The 23,944-nt window shown below is 59.2% G+C and carries 20 protein-coding genes; 7 read left to right on the forward strand and 13 right to left on the reverse strand.

From position 1 onward, the window contains the following. Positions 1-338 precede the first annotated feature (338 nt). Complete coding sequence (locus tag HB376_RS23725; protein WP_213766112.1) at positions 339-1,517, reverse strand: acyltransferase; 1,179 nt, start codon at positions 1,515-1,517, stop codon at positions 339-341. A gap of 346 nt (positions 1,518-1,863) precedes the next feature. Between HB376_RS23725 and HB376_RS23730 the strand changes: the two genes are divergently transcribed. Further along, complete coding sequence (locus tag HB376_RS23730; protein WP_213766167.1) at positions 1,864-3,075, forward strand: acyl-CoA dehydrogenase; 1,212 nt, start codon at positions 1,864-1,866, stop codon at positions 3,073-3,075. 72 nt (positions 3,076-3,147) lie between these two features. Here HB376_RS23730 and HB376_RS23735 read toward each other — a convergent pair whose 3' ends face one another. The 5 genes from HB376_RS23735 to HB376_RS23755 form a co-directional block, all read right to left on the reverse strand. Next, a complete protein-coding gene (locus tag HB376_RS23735) occupies positions 3,148-6,036 on the reverse strand; it encodes a patatin-like phospholipase family protein (protein WP_213766113.1) in 2,889 nt (962 codons plus the stop codon). Between the two features lie 312 nt (positions 6,037-6,348). Next, entirely contained in the window at positions 6,349-7,314 is a 966-nt protein-coding gene (locus HB376_RS23740; RefSeq protein WP_213766114.1) for a glycosyltransferase family 2 protein, read from the reverse strand. A 291-nt stretch (positions 7,315-7,605) separates the two neighbouring features. Beyond that, positions 7,606-8,436, reverse strand: coding sequence for an IclR family transcriptional regulator (locus HB376_RS23745; protein ID WP_213766115.1), 831 nt, complete (start codon positions 8,434-8,436; stop codon positions 7,606-7,608). Between the two features lie 52 nt (positions 8,437-8,488). Then, positions 8,489-9,811, reverse strand: coding sequence for an MFS transporter (locus HB376_RS23750; protein ID WP_213766116.1), 1,323 nt, complete (start codon positions 9,809-9,811; stop codon positions 8,489-8,491). 47 nt (positions 9,812-9,858) lie between these two features. Then, positions 9,859-10,629 (reverse strand): SDR family oxidoreductase, encoded by a 771-nt coding sequence (locus HB376_RS23755; protein WP_213766117.1) that lies wholly within the window; start codon positions 10,627-10,629, stop codon positions 9,859-9,861. A gap of 242 nt (positions 10,630-10,871) precedes the next feature. Between HB376_RS23755 and HB376_RS23760 the strand changes: the two genes are divergently transcribed. Beyond that, entirely contained in the window at positions 10,872-11,075 is a 204-nt protein-coding gene (locus HB376_RS23760) for a cold-shock protein (RefSeq protein WP_031363642.1), read from the forward strand. Between the two features lie 91 nt (positions 11,076-11,166). Here the strand turns inward: HB376_RS23760 and HB376_RS23765 are convergent, their stop codons facing one another. Both HB376_RS23765 and HB376_RS23770 read right to left on the reverse strand, forming a co-directional pair. Further along, positions 11,167-12,630 carry an amino acid permease gene (locus HB376_RS23765; RefSeq protein WP_213766118.1) on the reverse strand — a complete coding sequence of 488 codons (1,464 nt, stop codon included), beginning with the start codon at positions 12,628-12,630 and terminating at the stop codon, positions 11,167-11,169. A gap of 328 nt (positions 12,631-12,958) precedes the next feature. Beyond that, on the reverse strand, positions 12,959-14,077 hold the full coding sequence (locus HB376_RS23770) for a 3-deoxy-7-phosphoheptulonate synthase (protein ID WP_213766119.1): 1,119 nt from the start codon (positions 14,075-14,077) through the stop codon (positions 12,959-12,961). Positions 14,078-14,371: 294 nt separating this feature from the next. On the opposite strand from HB376_RS23770, the gene HB376_RS23775 reads away from it, so the two are divergent. Beyond that, the gene (locus HB376_RS23775; protein ID WP_213766120.1) at positions 14,372-15,100 is read left to right on the forward strand and encodes a FadR/GntR family transcriptional regulator; all 729 of its coding nucleotides are present in this window, start codon (positions 14,372-14,374) and stop codon (positions 15,098-15,100) included. 170 nt (positions 15,101-15,270) lie between these two features. Then, the gene (locus tag HB376_RS23780; protein ID WP_346730558.1) at positions 15,271-16,584 is read left to right on the forward strand and encodes an MFS transporter; all 1,314 of its coding nucleotides are present in this window, start codon (positions 15,271-15,273) and stop codon (positions 16,582-16,584) included. 61 nt (positions 16,585-16,645) lie between these two features. On the opposite strand, the gene HB376_RS23785 is transcribed toward HB376_RS23780, so the two are convergent. From HB376_RS23785 to HB376_RS23795, 3 genes are all read right to left on the reverse strand, one after another. Then, a complete protein-coding gene (locus HB376_RS23785; RefSeq protein ID WP_213766121.1) occupies positions 16,646-16,963 on the reverse strand; it encodes a type II toxin-antitoxin system RelE/ParE family toxin in 318 nt (105 codons plus the stop codon). After that, positions 16,960-17,238, reverse strand: coding sequence for a type II toxin-antitoxin system Phd/YefM family antitoxin (locus tag HB376_RS23790; protein WP_213766122.1), 279 nt, complete (start codon positions 17,236-17,238; stop codon positions 16,960-16,962). Before HB376_RS23790 ends, HB376_RS23785 begins: the two co-directional genes overlap by 4 nt. Positions 17,239-17,527: 289 nt before the next feature. Then, positions 17,528-18,409: a manganese catalase family protein gene (locus HB376_RS23795; RefSeq protein WP_213766123.1), complete on the reverse strand. Its 882-nt coding sequence runs from the start codon at positions 18,407-18,409 to the stop codon at positions 17,528-17,530. A 373-nt stretch (positions 18,410-18,782) separates the two neighbouring features. Here HB376_RS23795 and HB376_RS23800 point away from each other — a divergent pair, with 373 nt between their 5' ends. The 3 genes from HB376_RS23800 to HB376_RS23810 are packed head-to-tail and all read left to right on the forward strand — an operon-like array spanning position 18,783 to position 20,777. After that, entirely contained in the window at positions 18,783-19,202 is a 420-nt protein-coding gene (locus HB376_RS23800) for a CopG family transcriptional regulator (protein ID WP_213766124.1), read from the forward strand. Between the two features lie 44 nt (positions 19,203-19,246). Next, positions 19,247-20,248, forward strand: coding sequence for a PHB depolymerase family esterase (locus tag HB376_RS23805; protein WP_213766125.1), 1,002 nt, complete (start codon positions 19,247-19,249; stop codon positions 20,246-20,248). 34 nt (positions 20,249-20,282) lie between these two features. Continuing rightward, positions 20,283-20,777: a nucleoside deaminase gene (locus HB376_RS23810; RefSeq protein WP_213766126.1), complete on the forward strand. Its 495-nt coding sequence runs from the start codon at positions 20,283-20,285 to the stop codon at positions 20,775-20,777. A gap of 89 nt (positions 20,778-20,866) precedes the next feature. Here HB376_RS23810 and HB376_RS23815 read toward each other — a convergent pair whose 3' ends face one another. Beyond that, entirely contained in the window at positions 20,867-22,411 is a 1,545-nt protein-coding gene (locus HB376_RS23815; RefSeq protein WP_213766169.1) for a methyl-accepting chemotaxis protein, read from the reverse strand. Positions 22,412-22,699: 288 nt separating this feature from the next. Next, positions 22,700-23,803, reverse strand: a complete 1,104-nt coding sequence (locus HB376_RS23820; RefSeq protein ID WP_213766170.1) for a porin — start codon at positions 23,801-23,803, stop codon at positions 22,700-22,702. Positions 23,804-23,944: the final 141 nt, after the last annotated feature.

The following is a 23,944-nucleotide window of genomic DNA, read 5'->3' on the forward strand; positions in this document are numbered from 1 at the left end:
CGCTTTCTTTGCTTCGTTTCTTTGTCGCTTTGGACAAAGAAATGACGTGCCGCCACGCACAGTGGCTAATAGTGATAAAGAGAAAATCCGACTCTCGCAGACCACTAACGCTGAAAGCAGCAACCCGGCATAGACTCAGACCGCTAACCCCGGAACCGACCACCCCGGCATAGACCCCGACCACTAACCCCAAAACCGACCAACCCAGCATCGACCCCTGACCACCAAGCGCCAGCAGACCTCATCCACCCCGAGTGCGAACGAAAACCAATTTCGTAGCAACCTCTAAGGAAAAGTGGCAGCGGCTCAATGACCAGCCGCCCGACGTGGAACCGCGCTTAATTTTCTTTGGAAGTCGGCGCGGCAAACGCAGCACTCAGGCGATCCTTGTTAACGACCGGCCTCGAAATGGCCGAGAATCGCGCCCGGATGCGCTTGCGCAGGGGCTCTTCGTAAAACGTGAAAATCACCAGGCTCACCACGACGGCGAACACCATCGCGATCCAGCCATTCGATTGCCTGAACCCCGCTATGTACGCGAGATAGGCAATCGGCACGTGAATCAGATACAGCGAATAACTTGCCTCACCCAGCTTGATAAATGCCCGCCGGTTCAAGACATTGATCACCGGCCGCTCAAGTAGCGCGAGCCCCAGGATCAACGCGGCGAACCACGGCGAGGCGAGATAGAACGCAGGAGAAACCGGCCGCCAGAGCCCAAGAACCGTTAGCGCGATCAACGCGATGCTGACGAGCTTGATGCCCAGTGCGTGGCGACTCACGTCTTGTTGGCGCAATTGATGAAACAGGATGGCGGCGTAGATGCCAACGACGAATTCGAACAGGCGCGTCAGCGGCAGGCCAACGACAAGAAAGCCGCTGCGCGATAGCGGCAGGAAAGTTTGCAGGAACACGATCCAGAGCCCCTGCATCAGGAAGAAGCCGATGCAAGCGAATGTCAGCCAGGCCAAACGCATGGACATCATTTTTCGCAGCATGAGCGGAAACATCAGATAGAAAAACGCTTCGCATGAAACGCTGTCGGATGGTCCGTTCCAGGGCTGGTTGACCGCAGCAAACGGGAACCACGCATTCAGCAACAACAACTGGCACGCGAGACTCACGCCGAGCGACAGGTACACGTGATTCTTCAGCGCATACCACCGCGTGAGCAAGGTCGGATCGTTGCCGTTCAGCAGGTACAGCGTGGTCGGCACGCACAACGCCAGGCCAAGCAATATGCCTGGATAGATACGTGCAAACCGCGCCTGATAGAAGGGCCGCGGGCCCTTCACCGGCAGCTGGTCGCGGTAGGTAAAGGTGAGGATAAATCCGGACAGCACGAAGAACAGGGAAACGGCGGGACGACCCCCATCGACGAAATCGAAGATCTGCGACGAGAGAGGGAGCAGACCAAGTTCTGAGTAATGCGAAACAACTACCGTGATTGCCGCAAGAAAACGGACGCTGGTCAGCGCAGGTAGAGAACCGCCAGACTGGTTTATCGGCGCATGCAAAGTGTTCTCCCGTTTCCCCGCTGTTTTAGCACTTCGGCAGGTTATCACCGTGCGGGCGGGATCAATGTCCGGGAACGCTCACACAGCGAAATTGGCGGACCATTGCGTAACTTTGGCGGCATTCAACGCCATCATGGTGCCCGGCGAACGAGCACTCGAACAGGGCTATGATTGTCCTCGGATAATTCGATTGCAGCATGACCGCTGCATTACTCGCCGGTCCGGCGCATCGCCATCACGATGGCGACAGGCAACGTCCCGGCGTCGGCGCAGCTTGACCGATCAACCCGAATATGGCGTCACGGGTCGTGTGTGGCGCAAAAAAGGAGACCCTGCAATGAGCAGCATGGATGTTGTACAGACAGAGCGTGCGAGCGAAATAGCCAAGCGTGTGGAAGAGTTCGTGCGCACGGTAGTGGTTCCATACGAACGCGATCCGCGTTGCGGCAGTCACGGCCCGAGCGAGGAACTGGTGCGCGAACTGCGCGCCAAGGCGCGCGCTGCGGGCGTTCTCACGCCGCATATCCTTGCCGGAGGCGATCATCTCACGCAACTCGAAACCGCAACCGTCCTGAAACGCTCAGGCTTGTCGCCGCTTGGCCCGGTCGCTGTAAATACCGCCGCGCCGGACGAAGGCAACATGTACCTGATCGGCAAGATCGGCACCGCAGCGCAGAAAGAACGGTTTCTGGCGCCGCTCGTAGCGGGCGATGCACGCTCCGCTTTCTTCATGACGGAACCCGCGTCCGATGGCGGCGCGGGCTCCGATCCCTCCATGCTTCAGACCACGGCCAGACACGATGGCGAGCACTGGGTTATCGATGGCACGAAGGCCTTTATCACCGGTGCCGAAGGGGCGTCGGTCGGCATTGTGATGGCGCGCAGCAACACGGGCGAAGACGGAGACCAGAAGGACGGCAAGGTCAGGGCGACCATGTTTCTTATCGACTTGCCGCATCCCGCCGTTCACCTTGAGCGAATTCTCGACACCATCGACAGTTCAATGCCCGGCGGCCACGCGGTGGTCCGTATCAACGGGTTGCGCGTGCCCGAGAGTCAGGTGCTGGGTGAAGTGCACGAAGGCTTTAAATATGCGCAGATCAGGCTGTCGCCCGCGCGGCTGTCGCATTGCATGCGCTGGCATGGCGCGACCACGCGCGCGCATGAGATCGCGACACACTACGCCTGCACGCGCCGCGCATTCGGCAAGTTGCTGATCGATCACGAAGGCGTGGGGTTCATGCTCGCGGAGAACGTGATCGATTTGCAGCAGGCGGAACTGATGATCGACTGGTGCGCGGCGGTACTCGATGGCGGCTCGCCAGGCACATCCGAAAGTTCGATGGCAAAGGTCGCCGTGGCCGACGCGCTGTTCCGCGTGGCCGACCGCTGCGTGCAGGTCATGGGCGGCACCGGCGTGTCGCGCGACACGGTAGTCGAGCAAGTGTTCCGTGAGATTCGCGCGTTTCGTATCTACGACGGCCCCACGGAAGTACACAAGTGGTCGATCGCCAAGAAGATCAAACGCGACACCCTTTCAGGGCTTAACAGGACTTAAAGCAGCTAACATGCGCTGAAAAGCGCCAGGAGTCTGCCGCCGTCCAAGCAGGGTGTCCATGCTCGCGCCAGATCAGCCGAACAACGCGCGCGCTTGCGAATAGCCGAGCGCGCGATGGGACTCCCACTGGACATCGTCGAAGAACTGGTCAGCGGTTGTTTCATGCGGGAAGTCGGGACTGGTGTTCTTATATTGACGTACGTCGTGAGGGGCGGTCGCGGTCAGGCGGGGTTTGATCGCGAGGATCTGACCGGTGCGCCCGTCCGGAAACGCAACCATCAGGCGAATCGCGAGATAGTCGGGACCTTTTGCAAAAGCATCAAACGATTTGGCAATCAGGCTGGTGTTCAGCCGCAGGCCATCGGGCGAAGAGATCTTGCATGATGACTCGAAAATTTCGATGCCGAAGTCGACGCGAACACGCCGCATCAGGTTGGCCAGGTCGTCGAATACATAATCCGGATCGCACCCGTTGTCGAAGATGACAATGAACGCCAACTGGCGGCGCAGCAATTCGTACGCGCCGGTGTTCTCGAAATGGCCGCCGTCCGTCAGATACCAGCGCCGGCCTCGCGGCCCGTCGAATTGCCCGAGCAGTTCGCTGGTCAGGCAGAACTGCGTACCGAATACCTTCTCGCGAAAAATACGCTTCGGGTCCTTGTCGTCCGGAAGCGGTACACGTGTGCGCGGGCTGCTTTTCGTGCCGTGGCGAAACGGCGCAGAGTACGTGTCCCACCAGTAACCAAGGCGAATGTTGGCAATGCCCAGCAGCAGCGAATAACCCGGACGCGTCATTTGTCCAAGTCCGGTGCTCACCGCCGCGCCCGAGATCGCGATCCAGTCGCCCAGCGTCAGCGACTCGAGCCAGATGTCCGGCGTCGGGTGGCCGGACAGGATGTGCGTAGCGCGCGTGGAGATGTCGTTCGCGCGGTCCCATTCGCATTTCAGCACGCCCAGTTTGGCGCCCACGGTCATGCCGGCTGGCCCGATGCTCATGATCATGCCGCGCGCGCCGCGCTGCACCAGCGACGAATTCCAGTCGATGGTCTTGTTGATCGTCGTGTTGATCAGATGCACCGGCGCGCAACTCTCGCCGTGGTAATAGTGGCCCATCGCAATGTTGTCGCCGGGGACGAGTGACGTGACGTCGCGGCGGTTCGCATGATCGAGCCGGACGCGGTTCGTGGCGCCAATAAACGCGCGCGTCAGGCGCGTGCTATAGAAGCGCTGGTAGGTCGAGAGATTGAGAAATTGGATGCAAAGGCCATCGACGACTGCGAGTATCAGGATGACGAAGCAGGTAAGTCCAAGGAATAGCAGGCCGCCGTGATTGGCATCCCGCCAAGTGCCCGATAAGCCGTCGAGGAGCGCGGTCTTGCTCGCATAGTGCCTTAACGCGGTGTCGGCGGCGCGCGCGGCGATCGACCAGAATGTCAGCGTAATCAACGCGGCGAGTATGGCGGCGACCGAGGCGAGCACGATCTTCGGCACCTTCATGATCTGATCCTTGACGGTGCTGCCCTCCGACAAAAGGAACTTGGCCGCCGCCCAGATCGCCGCGCCGGAACCCGCCAGCACGCCGAGCGAAGCGGGCACGGACGAGGTATCGGCAGAGGTGGCGGCGGTGGCCGCGGCATCGCTCGACGCCAAGAGCATGCACATGTGGCCAGAGAGGACCGGTGCGCATGCATAGCCTATTTGACCGAGAGCATCGATCGCCGCGATGGCGGCAGCCCAGATCATGACCTGGACGGGACCGGAGAAGAATCGATGCCGGCCGATGCGAAGCGGCGTGGTGTACGCGTTCGTCAATGCGTTGCGCAAGCGGTCCGCGAACGCGCGGCTATCGAGGCGGGATGCGGGGCTCGCTCTCGGACCGGCGCGCCACGCAATGCCCGACGTGCCCGGCGAGGCATTGCGGTTCACAAAGGCCCATGCAATAGCGAATGCGATGACGGCAAGAATCTCGGTCAGGATAACGAACCATGAGCCTATTCCAACAAACGAGTAATTAATCGGGGACGATGAGACAGTCGTGGAATGCACCGGAAAAATTGTCCCCGGACGATTGATTTCCACGCTGATCACCGCGATCAAGGTCACCAGGATCAGCGAGGCGGCCGGCAATACTTTGTAGGCCGAGCGGGTTCCCTGGGCGAGATTTTGCGTGAGCCAGTATGCGCGGCTCAAAGGTGAAATGAGCAAGATGGAAATGCCTATTGCGAGGAGGCCCGGAACGGATTTGAGCAACGGATGCCAATGGTAGGCGAAGCGTGCGAAATGAAAGATCGTTTGATTCGCGAGACTGATCGACAGCAGGACGGTCAGCAGCGATACACCAATGACGTATTGCAACGCGAACCAGTTGCGCAGCGAGAACGCAACGGATTGCAGCAGGTCGCTCATACCGTTCGGCACGAGGTAGTTGCAGTTATCGCGCAGGTACGCAATCGGCGTGACCGAGGCGGGCGTGGCCGGGCCTGTCTTTGGGGCGAGCGTAGCGGCTGCCCTCTGTGCGCGCGTTTCGAACTCGCTAGCGGGTGTTTGCGCTTCGCCGCTGCGCAACGTATCGGGAACAAAGAGGCTGCCATAGAACGCGCCGATGTAGCTGCCGCCCGATACCGTCGATACATAGCCGAAGTGCTTCAGCACTTGTTGATCCGCCATGGCTTGAAGGAGGCCGAGCGAGAAGACCGCGCTGCGAATACCGCCGCCCGAGATGGCGAGGCCGGGTATGCCGGCGGCATCGTGCGAGTTGTCGGGATGGTCGTGAGGCAACGGGTCGAGCCCGACCGCTCGCCGATGACGCCGCGCTTGCGCAATTTCGATGCCAATGAAGTCCCGTGGCAGCATGGAGGACGTATCGTTTTCGGCGTTAGCGGCAGAGGGGGCCGATGCAAGCAAGGCCCTGCGCTTTGCAAGCAGGTGGCGTCCGAACAAACAGGCGATGAGCTTCAGCATGGCGGATTTTCCCGAAAAACTTTCGTGAGTCGGACGCTCTAATGCTTTGACGTGTATTCGGTGTTCGTACGGCGCAGACAGGTAAACCGTTGCCATGGCGCGCAATTGTCTGAACAATAACCAGGCTGTTTGCGGTTATTGCGGCGCTTGTCGAATGTACTGCAAAGTGTTTTACGTGGGGAAGGTTTCACGATGACGCGGCAGTGCGTCGATCGATATTGAGCGAATAGCGAGGGGTGATGGCGAGGCTTGGTTCAAGCCCGGACTCGCGCCGCGAGCCGGAGCTTGAACCTTGGTTGAAGCTGTACCGTTCTAGCCGTTCTGCGTGCTGCTTTTGTAGCTTCCCGTGCTGGCGAATCCCTTGAGGATCAGCATCAGGTGGAAGTAGAGCCGTTTGCTGAGCCCGTGGTTGTACGCGTACAGATGCGCAAGGGCGATGCTCAGGGCCTGCATGGGTTGATGGTTGCGTGCATACACCGACACGACAATTGGCACTATCCGCTTGAGCGCCAGTTCACGCGCCGGCTCAAGACTGCTGTCAAGCTTCAGCGACTTAAGAAAGTCGTACGCCAATACAGCTGCGGCGGTGGTCGAGCGCGCCGTGGTCTTGGACATGGATACGTCGGTCTTTCTATAAAACGACACGTACTCCTTGAGGTAATACACCTTCCGGGCTGCAATGCAAATCTGCGCGCCGAACACGAATTCACAGCCGATGCCGTATTGTTTCCTATAGCTGATTTTCTTGACCAGATCCGCATTGGCGAGCCAGCCATTGTTCGGCATCATCTGGATCAGGCCAGTGCGTCCGGGATTGGCTTGCAGGCCAACCACGGCTTCCGTGCGGTGGTAATCCGTATTGAGCTTACGGCTGGCTTCCAGGTCGACGTGCCCGTTATCGTCCATTTGATATTGGTCGCCGAATGCAATTTCCAGATCCGGATAGAGGTTCCAGACGGACAGCAGACGTTCTATGCAGTCCGGGGCGAGCGCATCGTCATCGTGAATCAGGAGGATTTTATCGCCTGTGGCACGCTCGAAAAGGCTGGCGATATTGTCCGCCTGCCCGAGCGGCGGTTCATTCTTGACATAGGAGATACGCGTTTCGTGCAAATACGTTGTATCGATCAGGTTACGCGTGCGGTTATCGCTGGAATCATCACCAATGACTATTTCAATGCTCGCGTGAGTTTGCGCAAGACACGAGGTCAGCGATTCCATCAGCAGTTCGGGGCGGTTGCACGTTGGCAGGCAAATCGAGATTTTGGTCTGTCGCATGATGTCTTCACCGTGGGCTGAATGATTGGATCGACCGGGCGCATTCGGGCTAAGCTAAACCAGGAATAGCGGCGTCGGATGATGGAAAGACTGCGCAAGGACGGGCGGCGTTGATGGTTTTATACGGTTGCGCATTTATTTCGTCAACGCGATTAAATGGCGATAAAATCCGGACTGATTTATTTTTATTTTTTTACCCAACAAACGCTTAAAAATCTTTCATATCTTTGCACGGGTGAATGAGCGCTCGAACGGAGGAGCATTCGAGCGTCCGTGCCGGCGCGATTGCGTTTATTCGCCTTCCAGGTTGTAACCGCTGAACCCCATGAGCGCGGACAAGCGCCCGGTCATCTCGCCGACCATCCTGCAGACCTCGTCGAACTCGGGATTGATCTTTTTATCGATACGTTCCAGATACGGCACGTTGACCGCCGCCACGGCGTCGCCGGCGCTTCCGATCACCGGGAATGCCACATTGGTCACGCCGCGCATTTGGCGGCTGGGCACGATCTCATGTCCGGTCGCGCGAATCTCGTCGAGCAACGCCAGCAAGACCGCCGGTTCCACGTCGTTTTCGCCTTCCACGCGTGTATGCGCGGCGAGCATTCGCTCCCGCTCGGCGAGATCGCGGAAAGCGAGCAACACGTGGCCTGACGAGGTATCGGTTAGCCCCATCACCGCGCCGACTTTCAGCCCGAAGGACCATCGCTCGGGACTATCGACTTGCGCGATGACCGCTACGCGGCCGCTGTGATAGATCGACAAATGACACGACTGCCGCGTCACGTTCGCCAGATCGCGTAACAGTGGCAGCGCCATGGCGGTCAGCGATCGAATGGGCTGTTGCCGGTGCGCCATCTCGAACAGCTTGAGCGTCAGCGTATAGCGGTCGTTGTGATCACCCTGCACATAACCGCGGCGCTCGAGCGTCACGACCATGCGAAAGATTTCGCTTACGGTGCGGCCGAGTTTCACGGACAGTTCGTTGAGCGTGTAACCCTCGGCGGTGTCTACGAGCACGTCGAGAATATCGAGTCCTTTTTCGAGGGCGGGCGCGGCGTAGCGCGGGCCGTCGGTGCTCTCGTCGGACGCGTTCCGGGAAGGTTTTAGAACTGTATTCATGGCAATGTCTTGAGCGAAAGGGAGCGCATCGTCATCAAGCTGAGTGAGATCATCAAAGCGCTTGATCGCGGTTGGCAATACGAGCGGGCAAGCCGAACAGGATCAGCAGGGCCGCGAGGATCAGGACCGCCGCGATAGCGTACAGGCCGCCTGACGGTACGCCTGTCATATCCACCACCTTGCCGACCAGATACGGGCTGATGATGCCGCCCAGATTGCCAATGGAATTGATCAGCGCAATCCCGCCGGCCGCTGCCGTGCCGCTCAGGAACGCAGGCGGCAAGGTCCAGAACACCGGAAGGCAACCGATCGCACCCACTGCGGCAATCACGAGCGAGATCATGGCAAGCGTGGTGTCATGGGCGAAATACGCACTCAGCATGTAACCGATGCCGCCCACGCCGACCGCCAGCCCGAGGTGCCAGCGGCGCTCGCCATGCCGGTCCGAACTCCTGCCGAGCGCCACCATGCCAATGCCCGCTGCCGCATACGGAATCGCGGTCAGCAAACCGATGGTCATCGGACTGGTGATGCCGGTGTTCTTGATCAGTTGCGGCATCCAGAACGTCAGCCCATAGAGTCCCATCAGCATGAAGAGATAGATCAGCGAGAGCAGCAGCGTGCCGGGCTGGCGCATGGCGTCGATGAATTTGTGCGACGTGCCGTGGTCCTCGCGATCCAGATTGGCTTGCAGTACAGCCTTCTCTTCAGCGCTGAGCCACTTCGCGCTGGCAATGCGGTCATCGAGAATGGCCAGCACCAGCAAGCCGAGCAGGGCGGTCGGCAAACCTTCGAGCAGGAACAGCCACTGCCAGCCCGCCAATCCGCCGAGTCCGGCAAAACGGGTCATGATGAAGCCCGACAACGGGCCGCCGATCACGCCCGAGATGGAGATCGACGTCATGAAAAGCGCATTGATACGCGCTCGCCGCTTGGCGGGGAACCAGTACGTGAAGTACAGGATGATGCCCGGCAGAAAGCCTGCTTCGGTCGCGCCAATCACGAAGCGCAGCACGTAGAACCACGTTTCCGAGGTAACGAACATCATCGCGGCCGAGGCGATGCCCCACGAGATCATGATGCGCGCGATCCAGACGCGTGCGCCTACCCGGCTCAGGATCAGGTTGCTGGGAATCTCGAAGATGAAATAGCCCACGAAGAAGATGCTGGCGCCAAAACCGTACGCCGCGTTCGAGAGGCCCAGGTCGCCCTGCATCTGCAGCTTGGCGAAGCTGATGTTGACGCGATCGAAGTAGGCAAAGATGAAGCAGACGATCAGCAACGGCACGATCCGCCACACCGCATTGCGATACGCATTTTCTTCAAGCGCGGCGGCGGTTTCCGGGCTCGCCGCCAGCGGAATAGATCCTGACATGAAGGCATTCTCTTTTTATATTGATAAGCTATACGAATCAATCAGGCTTAATTCGACCAGCCGCCGTCGATCATGTGAATTGTACCGGTGGTGAACGCGGATTCATCGGAGGCAAGATAGGTCACCAGCGCCGCGACTTCTTCCGCCCGCCCAACCCGTCCAATAGGCTGACGTGCGACGAACGCAGCGCGGACCTGCTCCTCGTCCAGATGCGACGCCGCCGCCTGACTCGCGATCCGGCCTCGCAGCGACGGCGACTCGATGGTGCCGGGGCAAATCGCGTTGCAACGAATGGCCTGGCCGATGAAATCGGCGGCCACGGACTTGGTCAAACCGATCACGGCTGCTTTCGATGCGCCATAAACGAAGCGATTCGGCACGCCTTTCACGCTCGACGCCGCGGAGGCCATGTTGATGATCGATGCCCCCTTGCCTGCGTCGATCATGGCCGGGAGGAACGCGCGAATAGTCCGGTACATGGCTTTGACGTTCAGGTCGAAGCTGAAATCCCAGTCCTTGTCCTCGCACTTGAGGATGTTGCCGTCGTGGACGTAGCCGGCGCAGTTGAACAGTACGTCGAGCGGACCGGTTGTCGCGGCGAACGCCTCGACATCGGCGGAATCCAGCACATTCAGGCGCGCAGTGCGCAACGTGGAGCCAGCGCCTGCGTCGTGGGCGAGCTCGGCGAGGGCGCTTTCGTCGATATCGGTTGCCCAGACGTGGGCGCCTTCGGCGGCGAGCATGAGCGCGGAAGCTCGTCCGATGCCTTTGCCGGCAGCCGTCACTACGATGTTTTTGCCTTCGACACGCTTGACCATTGATGCTCCTTTTTCGGTAGTTGGTCCCGTCGATGCGGTTCCCCGCATGGGTTTCGTGTCCAATTTTCACATATGAAAAGAATTTTTATAAGTGAAGGTAAACGCGGAGAGGTATTGCAGGAGGGGTTTTCCGCTTGGGCCGGCAGACGGGATAGGGCGTTCAGCCGATGCGGGCAACAAGCGGCGCCAACGAAAACGACCGCGCGTGATACCGTTCCCCTTTTTCCAGCCAGGAGACGGCCATGCCGACCGGACGAGTAAAGTGGTTCAGCGATGCAAAGGGTTTTGGTTTCATCACGCCGGACGACGGCAGCGAAGAGTTGTTCGCCCATTTCTCGGAGATCAAGACTGAAGGTTTCAAGTCATTGCTCGAGAACCAGAAAGTAAGTTTCGATATTGGCCAGGGCCCAAAGGGCAAGCAGGCGTCGAACATTCAGCCTGCCTGAAACTTCTTGAAGCCCCTTGGAACTCTGCTGAATCCGCCGGCGCGGCTGTTCAGCGTCGTGCCGAGCTGCTAGCTCAACCGACGCCGCACGCTTATCCCGCGTGCCGCTCCGGATGCCGCAGCCGCGAGTTATTGCGTCCATATGAGAAGTAGATCACGAGCCCGATCACCAGCCAGACCACTAGCCGCATCCACGTGACGAGTGGCAAGCCGGTCATGAGCAGCACGCAAAAGAGGATGCCGAGAATCGGTACGACCGGCACGCCTGGCACGCGAAACGGCCGGTTCGCGCCGGAGTCGCTGCGCCGCAGATAGATCACCGCGCCGCACACCAGGACAAAGGCGAAGAGCGTGCCGATGCTCACCATTTCACCCAGCACGCTGATTGGCGTGAACGCCGCGACGATTGCAACAACAGCGCCAATCATGGTCTGGCTGAGGTGGGGCGTCTTCAAACGCGGATGAACCCGCGCGAACAATCCCGGCAGCAAGCCATCCTGCGACATCGTGAAGAAGATGCGGCTTTGCCCATACAACAGCACGAGGATCACGGTCGTCAAACCGGTCAGCGCGCCGATCTTGATGAGGATGGAGAACCAGGTTAGGCCAATCACGTCCACGCCCTTCGCAATAGGATCGGGCACGTTCAATTCGCCATAAGGCACAAGTCCGGTGAGCACCCCCGCCACCGCTATATACAGGATCGTGCAGATCACCAGTGAGCCGAGAATGCCGACCGGCATGTCGCGCTGCGGTCTTTTGGCTTCCTGGGCGCAGGTCGACACCGCATCGAATCCGATGAACGCAAAGAACACGACCGCGGAGCCGCGCAGGATTCCGCTCATGCCGAAGTTGCCGAACTCGCCCGTGTTCGCGGGAATGAACGGATGCCAGTTCCCGGGATGCACGAAGAACACGCCCAGCGCGAGAAACGCCACCACGACAACCAGCTTGATCGCGACCATGATGTTGTTGAGCCGCGCCGACTCCTTGGTCCCCATCACCAGCATGAGCGTAAGGGCGGCGACGATGAAGACGGCCGGCAGATTAACCATTCCCGCCACCGACGTGCCGTCGGCAAGCTTCACCATGGTGCCGGGAGCAGCTGCCAGTTGGGGTGGAAAGGCAATCCCCACGTTACGCAGCAGGCTGACAATATAACCCGACCATCCGACCGCAACGGTGGCCGCGCCCATTGCATATTCGAGGATCAGGTCCCAGCCGATGATCCACGCAAACACTTCGCCCAGCGTGGCATACGTGTAAGTGTAGCTGCTGCCGCAGACGGGCAGCATGGCCGCGAGTTCGGAATAACACAGGCCGACAAACGCGCACGCAATACCGCCCAGTATGAACGACAGGATGATGGCCGGTCCCGCGAACTGCGCAGCGGCCGTGCCTGTCAGCACGAAGATGCCGGCGCCGATGATGGCGCCAATGCCCATTGCCGTGATGCTGAGTGCGCCCAGTGTCTTCGCTAGCGGGCGCTCGCCGCCGTCAGCACTCTTGACGATATCTGCGACGGATTTACGCGCCATGTAACTCGTGTCAGCCATGATGTGTCGCCTCGGTCGTACGTTGGTGGGCACGAATTGAACGGGACGCAATGCCCGGATCAACTTGCGGATCACTACGAAAAACGCTTGATGCAAGACGACTCACGACCCTCACTGCAACGAGTGAATGACGCTGACGGATTAAGTCTATGCCTAATGAAATTTAATGTGAAGCAACGCAATAACCCTATCTTGCGCGGGGCAGCGTGCAAGACAGGTGTGGCATGCGCAGTGCTACGGGGGAGAGTTGATCATCGCGTGAGCACGCGATGTGTTTGCGGCAACGCAGCGTTCCACGAAACCAGGGGAGCTTCGTGGTGAGTCCGTATCAGTGCTTGCGGCGCTCACGTACTGCAGCAGCGAGCGTTTGCAATACCGGTTCGGTTTGCGTCCAGGCGAGGCACGCATCGGTAATGGAGACACCGCGGCGCAGCGGTACACCCGGTTTCAGATCTTGCCGGCCTTCTTCCAGGTGGCTTTCGATCATCACGCCAATAATGCGCTTGTCACCGCCGTTCAGTTGCCGCGCGATGTCCTGACCTACCTCGATCTGGCGAAGATGCGACTTGCCCGAATTCGCATGCGAGCAATCGATCATCACCTGCTCGCGAAGTCCGACTTCCTTGAGTGCGGCACAGGCGGCAGCGACCCCTTCGCTATCGTAGTTCGGTCCCGTCTTGCCGCCGCGCAGGATCACGTGCGCGTCCGCGTTGCCGCGGGTTTCGAAGATGGCAGCCATGCCCATCTTGGTCATGCCCATGAACGCATGGCTCGCATGGGCCGCAACAATGGCGTCTGCCGCGATCTGCACGCCGCCGTCGGTGCCGTTCTTGAAACCGATCGGGCAGCTTAGTCCCGAAGCTAGTTGCCGATGGCTCTGGCTCTCCGTCGTTCGTGCGCCGATAGCGCCCCAGGCAATCAGGTCCGCAATGTACTGCGGGCTTAGCAAGTCGAGAAACTCGGTGCCCGTTGGCAAGCCGATGCCGCTGATGTCGAGCAGCAACTGGCGTGCGCGGCGCAGGCCTTCGTTGATACGAAACGTGCCGTCCAGAAGCGGGTCGTTGATGTAACCCTTCCAGCCCACGGTGGTACGTGGTTTTTCGAAGTACACGCGCATTACGATCAGCAGGTCGTCGCGGAGTTCGTCAGCGGTGGCCTTCAGCAGATGTGCGTATTCAAGCGCCTGGTCATGGTCGTGAATCGAGCACGGTCCTACGACAACGACCAGCCTGTCGTCGCGGCCTTGAATAACGTCGGCAATTTCAACGCGGCTTTTTTCAACCAGCGTCTGCACTGAAAGTGGCACAGGCAGGTCGTCTTGCAGGAGCGCAGGGGAAATCAGCGGACGGACGGCGCCGATGCGGACGTCGTCGATGCGGGTCGTATCTTGCGTCGAGTCGGCACGGCCGGCCTCCTGGTCGTGAAACGGGTTGTCGAGGCGGCTCATGGGATGGTTCTCCGGAAACAGGGTGACAGCCTTGGATTATCGCATTCGGGCCGCGTTTTGGGCGGCAGCCAGGACTGGAACACTGGGTCGTGCGCGGGGTCGGACTTGCTGAAATCCAGTATGTCCGTGAGCGCGAGTGAAATAATCGGCTGGCTGGATCCTGATTCCGTTCAGACCTGTTTCGATAACAACCTCGCAGGTTTACCCTCAATTTAGTCATACTATTTGGAGCTTTTTGCCGTCGTGCTTATGCTATGCGTACGTCGGCCGAGACCGAGGCATCTTTCACTGAACATGGACTATCGACATCTCCAGCAAGGCAAAAGCATGCACGGGCGCATCGTGCAGAACCTCGGCATGGATATCGTCGGCGGCAAGGTTGCGCCCGGCGAACGCCTGCCCGCCGAAGTGCTGCTGTGCGAAACCTATGGCGTGAGCCGCCCGGTCTTGAGGGAAGCAACGCGTGTGCTTGTGGCAAAGGGACTGGTGGTGTCGAAGCCGCGGGTAGGCAGTGTCGTCAGGCCACGGGCCGACTGGCACATGCTTGATCCCGACGTGCTCTACTGGACGCTCAGCAGCGTGCCCGAAGGTGAGTTCTTCCGGTCGCTGCTCACCGTGCGGCGGATCATCGAACCGGCTGCTGCGGCGCTCGCGGCGACAAGCGGCAGCGGCGAGGATCTCGCCCGGATCGAAGCCGCTTACACGCGCATGGAAGCGGCCGCCACCGCGCCCGAATTGCTCGAACCGGATCTGGAGTTTCATCGCGCGATCATGGCCGCCACGCACAACGACATGCTGGCGTACATCGGCAATATGTTGTCGCTTGCCTTGTCCGAATCCATTCGCCTGACCAGCCGTCATCCCGATACTCACGCGCTCTCCTTACCGCGGCACAAGGCGATTCTCACGGCCATTCAAAGCCGCGATCCGCTGGGCGCGCGTCAGGCGAGTCTGGTGCAACTCGAAAGCGCGCGGGTCGATGCGGACAGCGTGCTTGATGAGGGCGATACACGGCACGCTTGAGTCATTGCGTCAGTCTCCATTTAGTGGGAAATATAGTAAGACTATTTGATGGTCGGCCCGGGTTTACTCCGCTGCCTCCCCGAATCGTTGCGAAATATAGTGTGACTATTAAAAACCCCTAAAAGGGCGTCCATTCGACGGCGCCCATTGGCATAGACAAGGAGACGGATGTGGCTGACAAGCTCGTATCCCCCGCTGAAGTTGCAACCGGCACCGGCATGAATTTTCGCTGGACCGTGCTGATATGGCTGGTGGCGGGCGGCATCATCAATTACATCGATCGCGCCAGTCTCTCCATCGCGGCGCCGGAAATGATTCGCGAACTCGGGTTGTCGCGAACGGAGATTGGTTTGCTCGGCACCGTGTTCGCATGGACCTACGCCGTGATGCAATTGCCGGCGGGATGGGTGATCGACCGCTTCGGCGCGAAGAAGGCCTACGCCGTTGCCATGATCTGGTGGAGTGTCGCGACCTACATGACCGGCGTGGTCGGATCGGTCAGCGCGCTGCTCGTGATGCGCGCGCTGCTCGCCGTCGGCGAAGCGCCGTGCTGGCCAACCTCGGCGAAGATCACAGCCGCGTGGTTCCCGACCAAGGAGCGCGGGTTCGCGACGGGCATCTGGGATTCGTCATCGAAATGGGGCCCCGCGCTTGCGCCCGCTGTGCTCGTTGCGTTGATGGTTGCGTTTGGATGGCGCTCGCTATTTCATGTGGCTGGGTTTGTCGGCATCGCGTTCGCCATTGTGTTTCTCTTTCTTTATCGAAATCCCGAGCAGAGCAAGCGGCTTTCGAAGGAAGAGTTCGCTTATATAGAAGCGGGCGGAGGCGGGCGTGAGCGGTCGATCAGCAATTCAACCCACGAGTGGCGCGGACTGTTCACGCACCGCAGCGTGTGGGGCATGATCCTCGGCTACTTCTGCGCGATCTGGCTGTGGAACCTGTTCCTCGTGTTCCTGCCGCTGTATTTGCTTGATCGCTTTCACATATCGTTCGTACAACTGGGTATCTACGCGAGCATTCCGTGGATCGGCGGCGCGGTGGGCGAGATTATCGTGGGGTATCTGACGAAGAAGATGGTTGATCGCGGAATGGCGACGCCCATTGATGCCAAACGCATGTGGATCGTGATCTGCGCGATCGGCGCGGCGGTTTCGGCGGTGGCGATTCCTTTCGTTGACTCATTGGGTGTCACCATCACGCTGATGACGCTGGGCCTTGCGTTCCTCGCGGCGATTATTGGCGCTGCATGGGCGCTGGCGTCGGACGTTGCGCCCAAGTCGATGGTCGCGTCCGTCAGCGCGATCCAGAATTTCGGCGGGTATTTCGGCGGCGCGTTCTCGCCGGTGGTGGCAGGGTTTATCGTCGATAAAACCGGCTCGTATTCGAGCGCGTTGATTTCAGGCGGGTTGATTGCGGGATGCTCGGCGCTGTTTTACTGGTTCATGGTGCGGCGGGTGGTGCCGGAGCGGGGAATGGTTGTTTAACGACGCGGACGAGCCTTCTGATTGCCTGCAATTGTGAATCGCGGCCGAGGTATGTCTTGGCTTAGATGCTGAGTAATCTCAGGTTGAGGGTCTCCTCCAGATCCTGGGTTTGTCCGCAGATCACATGGATAAATATCTGATCGCCTGCAATTTCGTAAATGATGCGTTGCTGATTGGTCAAGACTTGTCTGTATCGATCTGGATAGCCGAGCAGTTCCGGAGGACATGCGCCCGACAAGGGGAAATCTTCAATCTGGAAAATTTTGCTTTGGAGTTGGGTCTTGATCTCGCTCCAGGTTCCCTTCGGTTTGTGTCTGGCGATGTAATCCCGCAGATCAGCCAAGTCTCTTTTGGCCGAGTCGAGGATGGTGAGATTCATTCCCTATCCTTTTCGTCAAGGCAATCCAGCTCGGCAAAAACATCAGTTGCAGATGAAAACTTACCCTCAGCAATCTCTTTTTGGCCCAATGCCAGGATGCGAAGCAGGGCGTTCGTTTGCCGCTGTCGCTCGAATGTATGGATGTCTTGCACCACCAGTTTCGCTTCCCCATTTTGAGTAATGATCAAAGGCTCATGTGTTTCCATAAGTTCCGTCACAATCTTCGCCGCATCACTCTTGAGGTAACTGATGGGTTTGATATTCGAGAGCTTCATATTGGGTCTCAACGATTTTTGCATGAGTCTAAATATAGACTAAATTTAGTCTCATGTCGATCGGTCTTCGCTAAACGCATTGCCCGACAAGCTGTTTTTGCCCTCGATTGATCACGCAAGAAGGCAGTCTCAACGCAGATTGAGACTGCCTTCGCTCTTGCTTTGCCTAAGGCATGCGCTGCAAGGGAGAGAGACTTGATCACGCTCACTGCAACGGCTTTTAGGGGAGCCTACGCGGTCCGCAACGTACCGGATTTTCCCCGATCACGAGCGCCGCGCTGTTAGACCCTCAAACCGCCGTCGCTTTCCCCGATCCAAGATCGGCGCCGGTCGTCGGATCCGAACTCTTGTCCGATGCCGTGCGCGCGGCCATTGCCTGTAAAACATCCACCTCTTCCGCTGACACTCCCACGGTCGCGAGTCCATCTCCGCCATCCACGGCGGGTTGCGGATCTTCCACGAACCTCCAGTCGCCGCCTTCGTTCCACGGTCCGCGCACTGCCGGCTCGTTGCCTTGCGACATGTTGTAGTAGACGCTTGTAAATTCCGGCACCCCCGGTAATTTGCCTTGCGGGAAATTCGGCTGGATGGAATGCAGCGCTTTCTCGAACGACTTCTGATGCGCAATTTCACGCGTCATGAGGAACCCGAGCGCTTCCTGGATACCAGGGTCGTCGGTGACATTGATCAGGCGCTCATACACGATCTTGGCGCGCGCTTCAGCCGCAATATTGGAGCGCAGATCGGCAGTCGGCTCGCCAATGGTGTCAATATAGGCCGCCGTCCACGGCACGCCTGCCGAATTCGTGAGCGCAGGACCGCCGCCGTAGAGAAGGGCGGTGGTGTGAGAGTCGTTGCCGCCAGAAGTCATCGACCGATACAACTCCGCCTCCTGCTCGACCGCTTCGGCCAGTTGACCCTTTGCGCCTTTGTTCAGCATCGCGACGATTGAACCGATGATTTCCAGATGGCTCAGCTCCTCCGTGGCGATATCGAACAGCATGTCCTTGCGGCCCGGATCGTCTTCCCCTACGGCTTGGGTGAAGTAGCGACAGGCTGCGGCGAGCTCGCCCTGCGGGCCGCCGAACTGCTCGAGCAGCAGGTTGGCGAGACCCGGATTCGGCGCGGCGACACGGACGGTGTATTGCAGGCGTTTGTTATGGACAAACATAGGTAGTACTCCTTTAATAGTTTATCGTTCGGCTTTTTTAAGCGCGCGAAAGGCGTGCAGAAGCACGCGAAATCGTCGCGATAAAAACAGAACGAAGGTGGCGAATTGCTCCGGACAGCAACGCGATACAAAAACCTCGTCACACCCAACCCTGGGCGCCCGGGTCTCAGAGCGGCGAAATGCTCTGGCGTACAAGCGGCAATTTCGCCGCGAGGGAAAAGGGACTGCGATGACAACTTCAGCATGGCCCGTTCCTGAGGCGCCGCGGCCCGATTTCCGGCTTCTCCAGACCATGGTGAGTTGGCTAAAAACCTTGACGCACTGCAAAAACCAGCCTATAACCATCTCATTGGATGGTAATGGGATGTTTTTGATGATTCAAAAAATTGAAGTGCTCAGGCCGAAGGGCGGTGAGACGGAGAAGATCACGATCAACCTGGGTCCTGTGGACCTGGGGCAGATCGACCTGCTGGTGGAAGAGGGTTTCTATTCCAACCGCACGGACCTGATTCGCACGGCTATCCGGAATCAACTGGCGACGCACTCTCAGGTGGTGAGCGAAACGGTGACACGGCGCGCGCTGGTGCTGGGCGTGCAGCACTTTTCCAGGCGCGATCTTGAAGCGGCGCGCGCGGCGGGTGAGCGGTTCGACATTCAGGTGCTCGGACTCGCGAGCATTGCTGCCGACGTGTCCGCCGAACTGGCGCTGGACACGATCGCATCGATCGTTGTGCTCGGCGCCTTTCATGCCTCGCCTGCGGTGAAAACTGCGCTGGCCGGCCGGATTGCCTAGTGATGCGGGTAGACAAGCAATAGCAGGGAACAACGGGAAAGATAATGAAAATCAACGAAGCATTCCTGCATTCGATGCAGGATGCAATGAAGCTGCTGCGCGCACGCGGCCCGAAGGAAGCGACGGCGGCGCTGCAGCGTGCACTTGGGGCGCACGCTCAGCCAACACCTCAATCGAATACAGACGTCCCGGCTGTCAAGTATCCGGGAACGTTCACGACTCATACGTTCGCGAACGCCGCAGGTCATCGGAACTACAAGCTCTATGTGCCGAAGCAGCACAGCGGCCAGTCGCTGCCTCTGGTGGTGATGCTGCATGGCTGCACGCAGGACGCCGACGACTTCGCTGCCGGCACGCAAATGAACGCGCTGGCGGAGCGGGACGGATGCATCGTGGTGTATCCGGTGCAGCCGCAGGGGGCGAACGCATCGAAGTGCTGGAACTGGTTCAAGCCCGCCGATCAACGGCGCGACAGCGGCGAGCCGGCACTGATTGCAGGCATCACGCGCGAAGTGATGTCAAAGCACGCCGTGGATTCGTCGCGCGTATTCGTGGCGGGTTTATCGGCGGGTGGGGCGATGGCCGCCATCATGATCCAGGCGTATCCGGATCTTTATGCCGCTGCGTGCGTGCATTCAGGGCTGGCAGTGGGGTCGGCCCACGATTTGCAATCGGCGCTGGCGGCCATGCGAGGCGGGAAGTCATCGGGCGCTCGTCGCGCGGCGGCGCCGAAGCGACCGCTGATCGTGTTTCACGGCGATGCCGACGCAACCGTGCATCCATCAAACGCGGCTGATTTGTTGCGCGGCTTCGGCGCTGAGGCTGTTGTCTTCGACGAGACTTCCCATGTAGAAGCGGGCAAGCGTACGAGCACGGTGGAGCGGCTGAAATCAGTGGACGGAGTTGATGCCGAGTTGTGGCTCATCCATGGCGCGCCGCACGCCTGGGCAGGTGGGAGTGGAAATGGTTCGTACACCGATGCAACGGGTCCGGATGCGAGCACGATCATGATGCGATTTTTCCTCGATCATCCATTTAAAATTTGACCGTAGCATCTTTTAAAAAAGGGGGAACGAGAGCATGCACGAACACGCAAGCGAACGCGATATGGCGCTGTTGCGCGAGGTTATCGCGTTATCGGAGAAGTCAAAACGCGATGGACGGCATCCGTTCGCCGCGCTGATAGCCGATGAAAACGGCCACGTAGTTGCAAGCGCAGGAAACAATTCGATGCCCCCGCTCGGCGATCCGACCCAGCACGCCGAACTGCGCGCCGCGGCTCAGGCAGCGAAAGATCTGACGCCGGAGCAATTGCTGACGTGCACGCTTTATACGAATGCCGAGCCGTGTTGCATGTGCTCGGGCGCGATCTATTGGTGCAACATCGGGCGCGTGGTGTATGCCATGTCCGAGCGGCGCTTGCTGGAGATCACCGGCGATCACCCCGAGAACCCGACGTTCTCGTTACCTTGCCGCGAAGTTTTTGCGCGAGGGCAGAGGACGGTGAGTGTGGTTGGACCGCTTATTGAAGATGAAGCGGCGGTCGTGCACGAAGGATTCTGGACGCGCGAATGACGTGTAATCAGAAACGCGTGCAATAGAAAAGTCTTGTCGATGCAAGACGAAAGGGCCATGCGAGTGGCCCTTTCGTTCATTTGCAAAATTCAACCCGGCAGCGAAAAGCTCCCGATCGCTTCACGCAGCACATCGACCTGATCCTTTAGCGAATGCGCCGCCGCTGCGGCTTCTTCCACCAGCGCCGCGTTCTGCTGCGTCACCTGATCCATTTCACCCACTGCGCGATTCACCTGTTCAATGCCCGCGCTTTGCTCATTCGAAGCGTGGCTGATTTCATCGAGGATCTCGTTCACGCGGCGCACCGAATTCACGATCTCGCCCATCGTCGCGCCCGCGTTCGACACCAGCGACGCACCTTCCTTCACCGTCTCCGTCGATGTCCCTATCAGCGCCTTGATCTCCTTCGCCGCCGTGGCCGATCGCTGTGCGAGACTGCGCACTTCCGCTGCCACCACCGCAAACCCGCGTCCCTGTTCGCCGGCACGCGCAGCTTCCACGGCGGCGTTCAGCGCCAGGATGTTGGTCTGGAACGCGATGCCATCAATCACGCCGATGATGTCGCCAATCTGCTTCGAGCTTTCCGTAATGCGCGTCATGGTGTGAATGACTTGCTCGACTACTCCGCTGCCCCGTTGGGCCACGTCGGCGGCTTCGCCGGCCAGCTTGGCGGCTTGCGTCGCGCTGTTGGCGTTCTGCTTCACGTTCGCCGTCATCTCGTCCATGCTCGACGCGGTCTGTACCAGCGCGGCGGCTTGCTGCTCGGTGCGTTGTGACAGGTCGGTATTGCCCGCTGCAATCTCCGATGCCCCCACGTTGATATTCTCGGTCCCGGTGCGCACCCGCGTGACGGTTTCCACCAGGCCGCTTTGCATCTCGCTCAGCGCGAACATCAGGCTATGCGAATCGCCGATGGCAAGCGGCACGTGCGTGGTCAGGTCGCCGCGCGCAATGCGCTGCGCCGCGCCGACAGCAATCGACGGATCACCGCCGAGTTCACGCTTGATGCTGCGCAACACCAGCAGCATGGCCAGCGAAGCGAGCACGCCGAGCACGGCGGTAATCGCGAACCAGCGCAATGCGCTGGCGTAGAACGCGGCCTCGATGTCGTCGGTGTACATGCCGGTCACGATGTACCAGTCCCACGGGACAAAGTGCTGGGAGAAGCTGAGCTTGGGCACGGGTTTGTCGCTGCCGGGCTTCGACCACAGATAGCTGACAAAGCCACCCTCGGGCGTCGAATTACCGGCGTTCACAATATCGACGAAAAGTCTGTTGCCCGCCGGGTCGGTAAACCCCGCCATGTTCTGGCCATTCATGGACTTCTTGATCGGATGCATGATCATCACCGGGCGCGAGTCGTTGACCGAGATGTATCCGTCTGTACCGTAGCGCATGGCGGCAAGTACTTCCAGCGCCCGCGTTTTGGCTTCTTCTTCCGTGATCGTTTTAGCCGCGGCGAGGCTCTGGAAATGGGCCGTCATGCTCGCGCCCTGGGCAACCAGGGCTTTCAATTGATCACGACGATCGTCCATAGTCGATGAACGGCTTTGCCATGCCCCTATAAATCCGATCGCGACCAGTCCGAGCCATAGCACGGCGATCATCGATCCGAGCTTCTGATTCAATGTCATCTTCTTCATGTTTCCGCCGTTGCCTAGTGTTGAGCCGTCTGATTGAATTTGCGGCGTCGGGCGTTGCCGAACGCTATGCCTGACTTCTTTACGGCAAAGCGGTGGCGGAATGTAGGGGTGGGATAACCCGTACCAAGAGAAATAATCGGTCTGTTCTGGAAGTGTGCGCGTCAGGTTATTCATCAGACAATAAGCATCGTGCGGCGCGTTTAGTCGCGTGTCCGGTCGCACGGCCTCATCAAGCAACCGGACACGTATCGTCTTAACGCTCAGTGGTCAGACGTCGAATCAAAAACTGCTGCGAATCCCCACTCGGCCAACCGCCTGCTTCTGATTGCTTGAAGGATTGAAGCCTGCGATCTGAGCGGCCTGTGCGTCGCCGGCAGCTTTCTGGAATACGCCCAGCGCATACACCGACGTCCGCTTCGACAACGCATACTCGGCCGTCAGGTTGAACTGGTTGTATTTGGGCTGTGCGCCGGTCGCGTGGTCGCGGCCGGTGGTGTAGGTGTAACCCGCGCCTACCGTCACGTCCGGGGTTGGATTAAACAGGCCCGACAACTCGTAGTTCTGGAACGTCGCATCATGTCCGGCGCTGCCTTGCTGGAAAATCGTGTTCGTAAAATCGGCAAGCACGCGCAGCGACGCCAGCACCTGATACGAAGCCCCTACGCCCAGTACCTTCTGCGCCCGCGCTGCGGCGAGGAAGTCGCCATAGACCGCGTTCGTGAAGCCCGGATAGTTCTGGTAGCCCTGTGTGGAGACACCCGGATCGTTGATGCGCAGATATCCCACGCCCGCGCTGACCGGTCCAGCGGCATAGGTCGCTCCCGCGCTGAACGTGGCGTTGTTCGAGAACTGCCCAGCGATGCCGCCTAGTGAATACAGTCCACCGAACGTGAACCCGGCAAAGGTGGGGCTGCGATATTTGATCGCGTTCGAGATAGGGAAACCGTTGTCGGTGTTGTCCATGTCGTTCGGGTGGGCGAAATAATAACCGCCGACGTTGCCGTTGAGCGTATACGGCTCGACGAAATCCACAACGGAGTCCCATTGGCGTCCGAGCGTCACCGTACCGGCCTGTTCGCTCTGAAGACCCACATAAGCATTGCGTGAGAACGCGAGACCGCTGCCAAGGCGTCCCGAGTTGAGGTTGAAGCCGCTTTCAAGGCGGAAGAGGGTTGAAAGGCCGCCGCCCAGATCCTCGGTGCCGCGCACGCCCCAGCGGCTGCCTGCGGTCACACCGGATGCAAGCTGGACGAGATGGCTACCCTGCACGTTGCTGACGATATCGATACCGTCCTCCACGATCCCGTATAACGTGACCGAACTCTGTGCGTGCGCCACGGAGGCAGTGGCCATGATCGGGATGATTGCGGCAAGTTTTTTAATCATATGAACGCCCGTTTATAAAGTTCGACGATGGATTTATTTCGAGGGCATACACTTAGTACAACAAATCTGAAAAAGCGAGCGAATGGCGTGTCAAATTTCGTCCATTCGTTAATTCAAGAGTTGCGTGTTAAGATCGCG

It is taken from the genome of Caballeronia sp. dw_19 (assembly GCF_018449515.1).
In the GTDB taxonomy this organism is placed as follows: domain Bacteria; phylum Pseudomonadota; class Gammaproteobacteria; order Burkholderiales; family Burkholderiaceae; genus Caballeronia.

Bases quoted from the DNA above. Each gene is read 5' to 3' on its own strand.
- HB376_RS23790 (WP_213766122.1), bottom strand. From the start codon at position 17,238: ATGAAGCTCTCGAATATCAAACCCATCAGTTACCTCAAGAGTGATGCG.
- HB376_RS23745 (WP_213766115.1), bottom strand. From the start codon at position 8,436: ATGAATACAGTTCTAAAACCTTCCCGGAACGCGTCCGACGAGAGCACC.
- HB376_RS23800 (WP_213766124.1), top strand. From the start codon at position 18,783: ATGATTCAAAAAATTGAAGTGCTCAGGCCGAAGGGCGGTGAGACGGAG.
- HB376_RS23765 (WP_213766118.1), bottom strand. From the start codon at position 12,630: ATGGCTGACACGAGTTACATGGCGCGTAAATCCGTCGCAGATATCGTC.
- HB376_RS23775 (WP_213766120.1), top strand. From the start codon at position 14,372: ATGGACTATCGACATCTCCAGCAAGGCAAAAGCATGCACGGGCGCATC.
- HB376_RS23815 (WP_213766169.1), bottom strand. From the start codon at position 22,411: ATGACATTGAATCAGAAGCTCGGATCGATGATCGCCGTGCTATGGCTC.
- HB376_RS23785 (WP_213766121.1), bottom strand. From the start codon at position 16,963: ATGAATCTCACCATCCTCGACTCGGCCAAAAGAGACTTGGCTGATCTG.
- HB376_RS23730 (WP_213766167.1), top strand. From the start codon at position 1,864: ATGGATGTTGTACAGACAGAGCGTGCGAGCGAAATAGCCAAGCGTGTG.
- HB376_RS23795 (WP_213766123.1), bottom strand. From the start codon at position 18,409: ATGTTTGTCCATAACAAACGCCTGCAATACACCGTCCGTGTCGCCGCG.
- HB376_RS23770 (WP_213766119.1), bottom strand. From the start codon at position 14,077: ATGAGCCGCCTCGACAACCCGTTTCACGACCAGGAGGCCGGCCGTGCC.
- HB376_RS23810 (WP_213766126.1), top strand. From the start codon at position 20,283: ATGCACGAACACGCAAGCGAACGCGATATGGCGCTGTTGCGCGAGGTT.
- HB376_RS23735 (WP_213766113.1), bottom strand. From the start codon at position 6,036: ATGCTGAAGCTCATCGCCTGTTTGTTCGGACGCCACCTGCTTGCAAAG.
- HB376_RS23740 (WP_213766114.1), bottom strand. From the start codon at position 7,314: ATGCGACAGACCAAAATCTCGATTTGCCTGCCAACGTGCAACCGCCCC.
- HB376_RS23755 (WP_213766117.1), bottom strand. From the start codon at position 10,629: ATGGTCAAGCGTGTCGAAGGCAAAAACATCGTAGTGACGGCTGCCGGC.
- HB376_RS23760 (WP_031363642.1), top strand. From the start codon at position 10,872: ATGCCGACCGGACGAGTAAAGTGGTTCAGCGATGCAAAGGGTTTTGGT.
- HB376_RS23750 (WP_213766116.1), bottom strand. From the start codon at position 9,811: ATGTCAGGATCTATTCCGCTGGCGGCGAGCCCGGAAACCGCCGCCGCG.
- HB376_RS23805 (WP_213766125.1), top strand. From the start codon at position 19,247: ATGAAAATCAACGAAGCATTCCTGCATTCGATGCAGGATGCAATGAAG.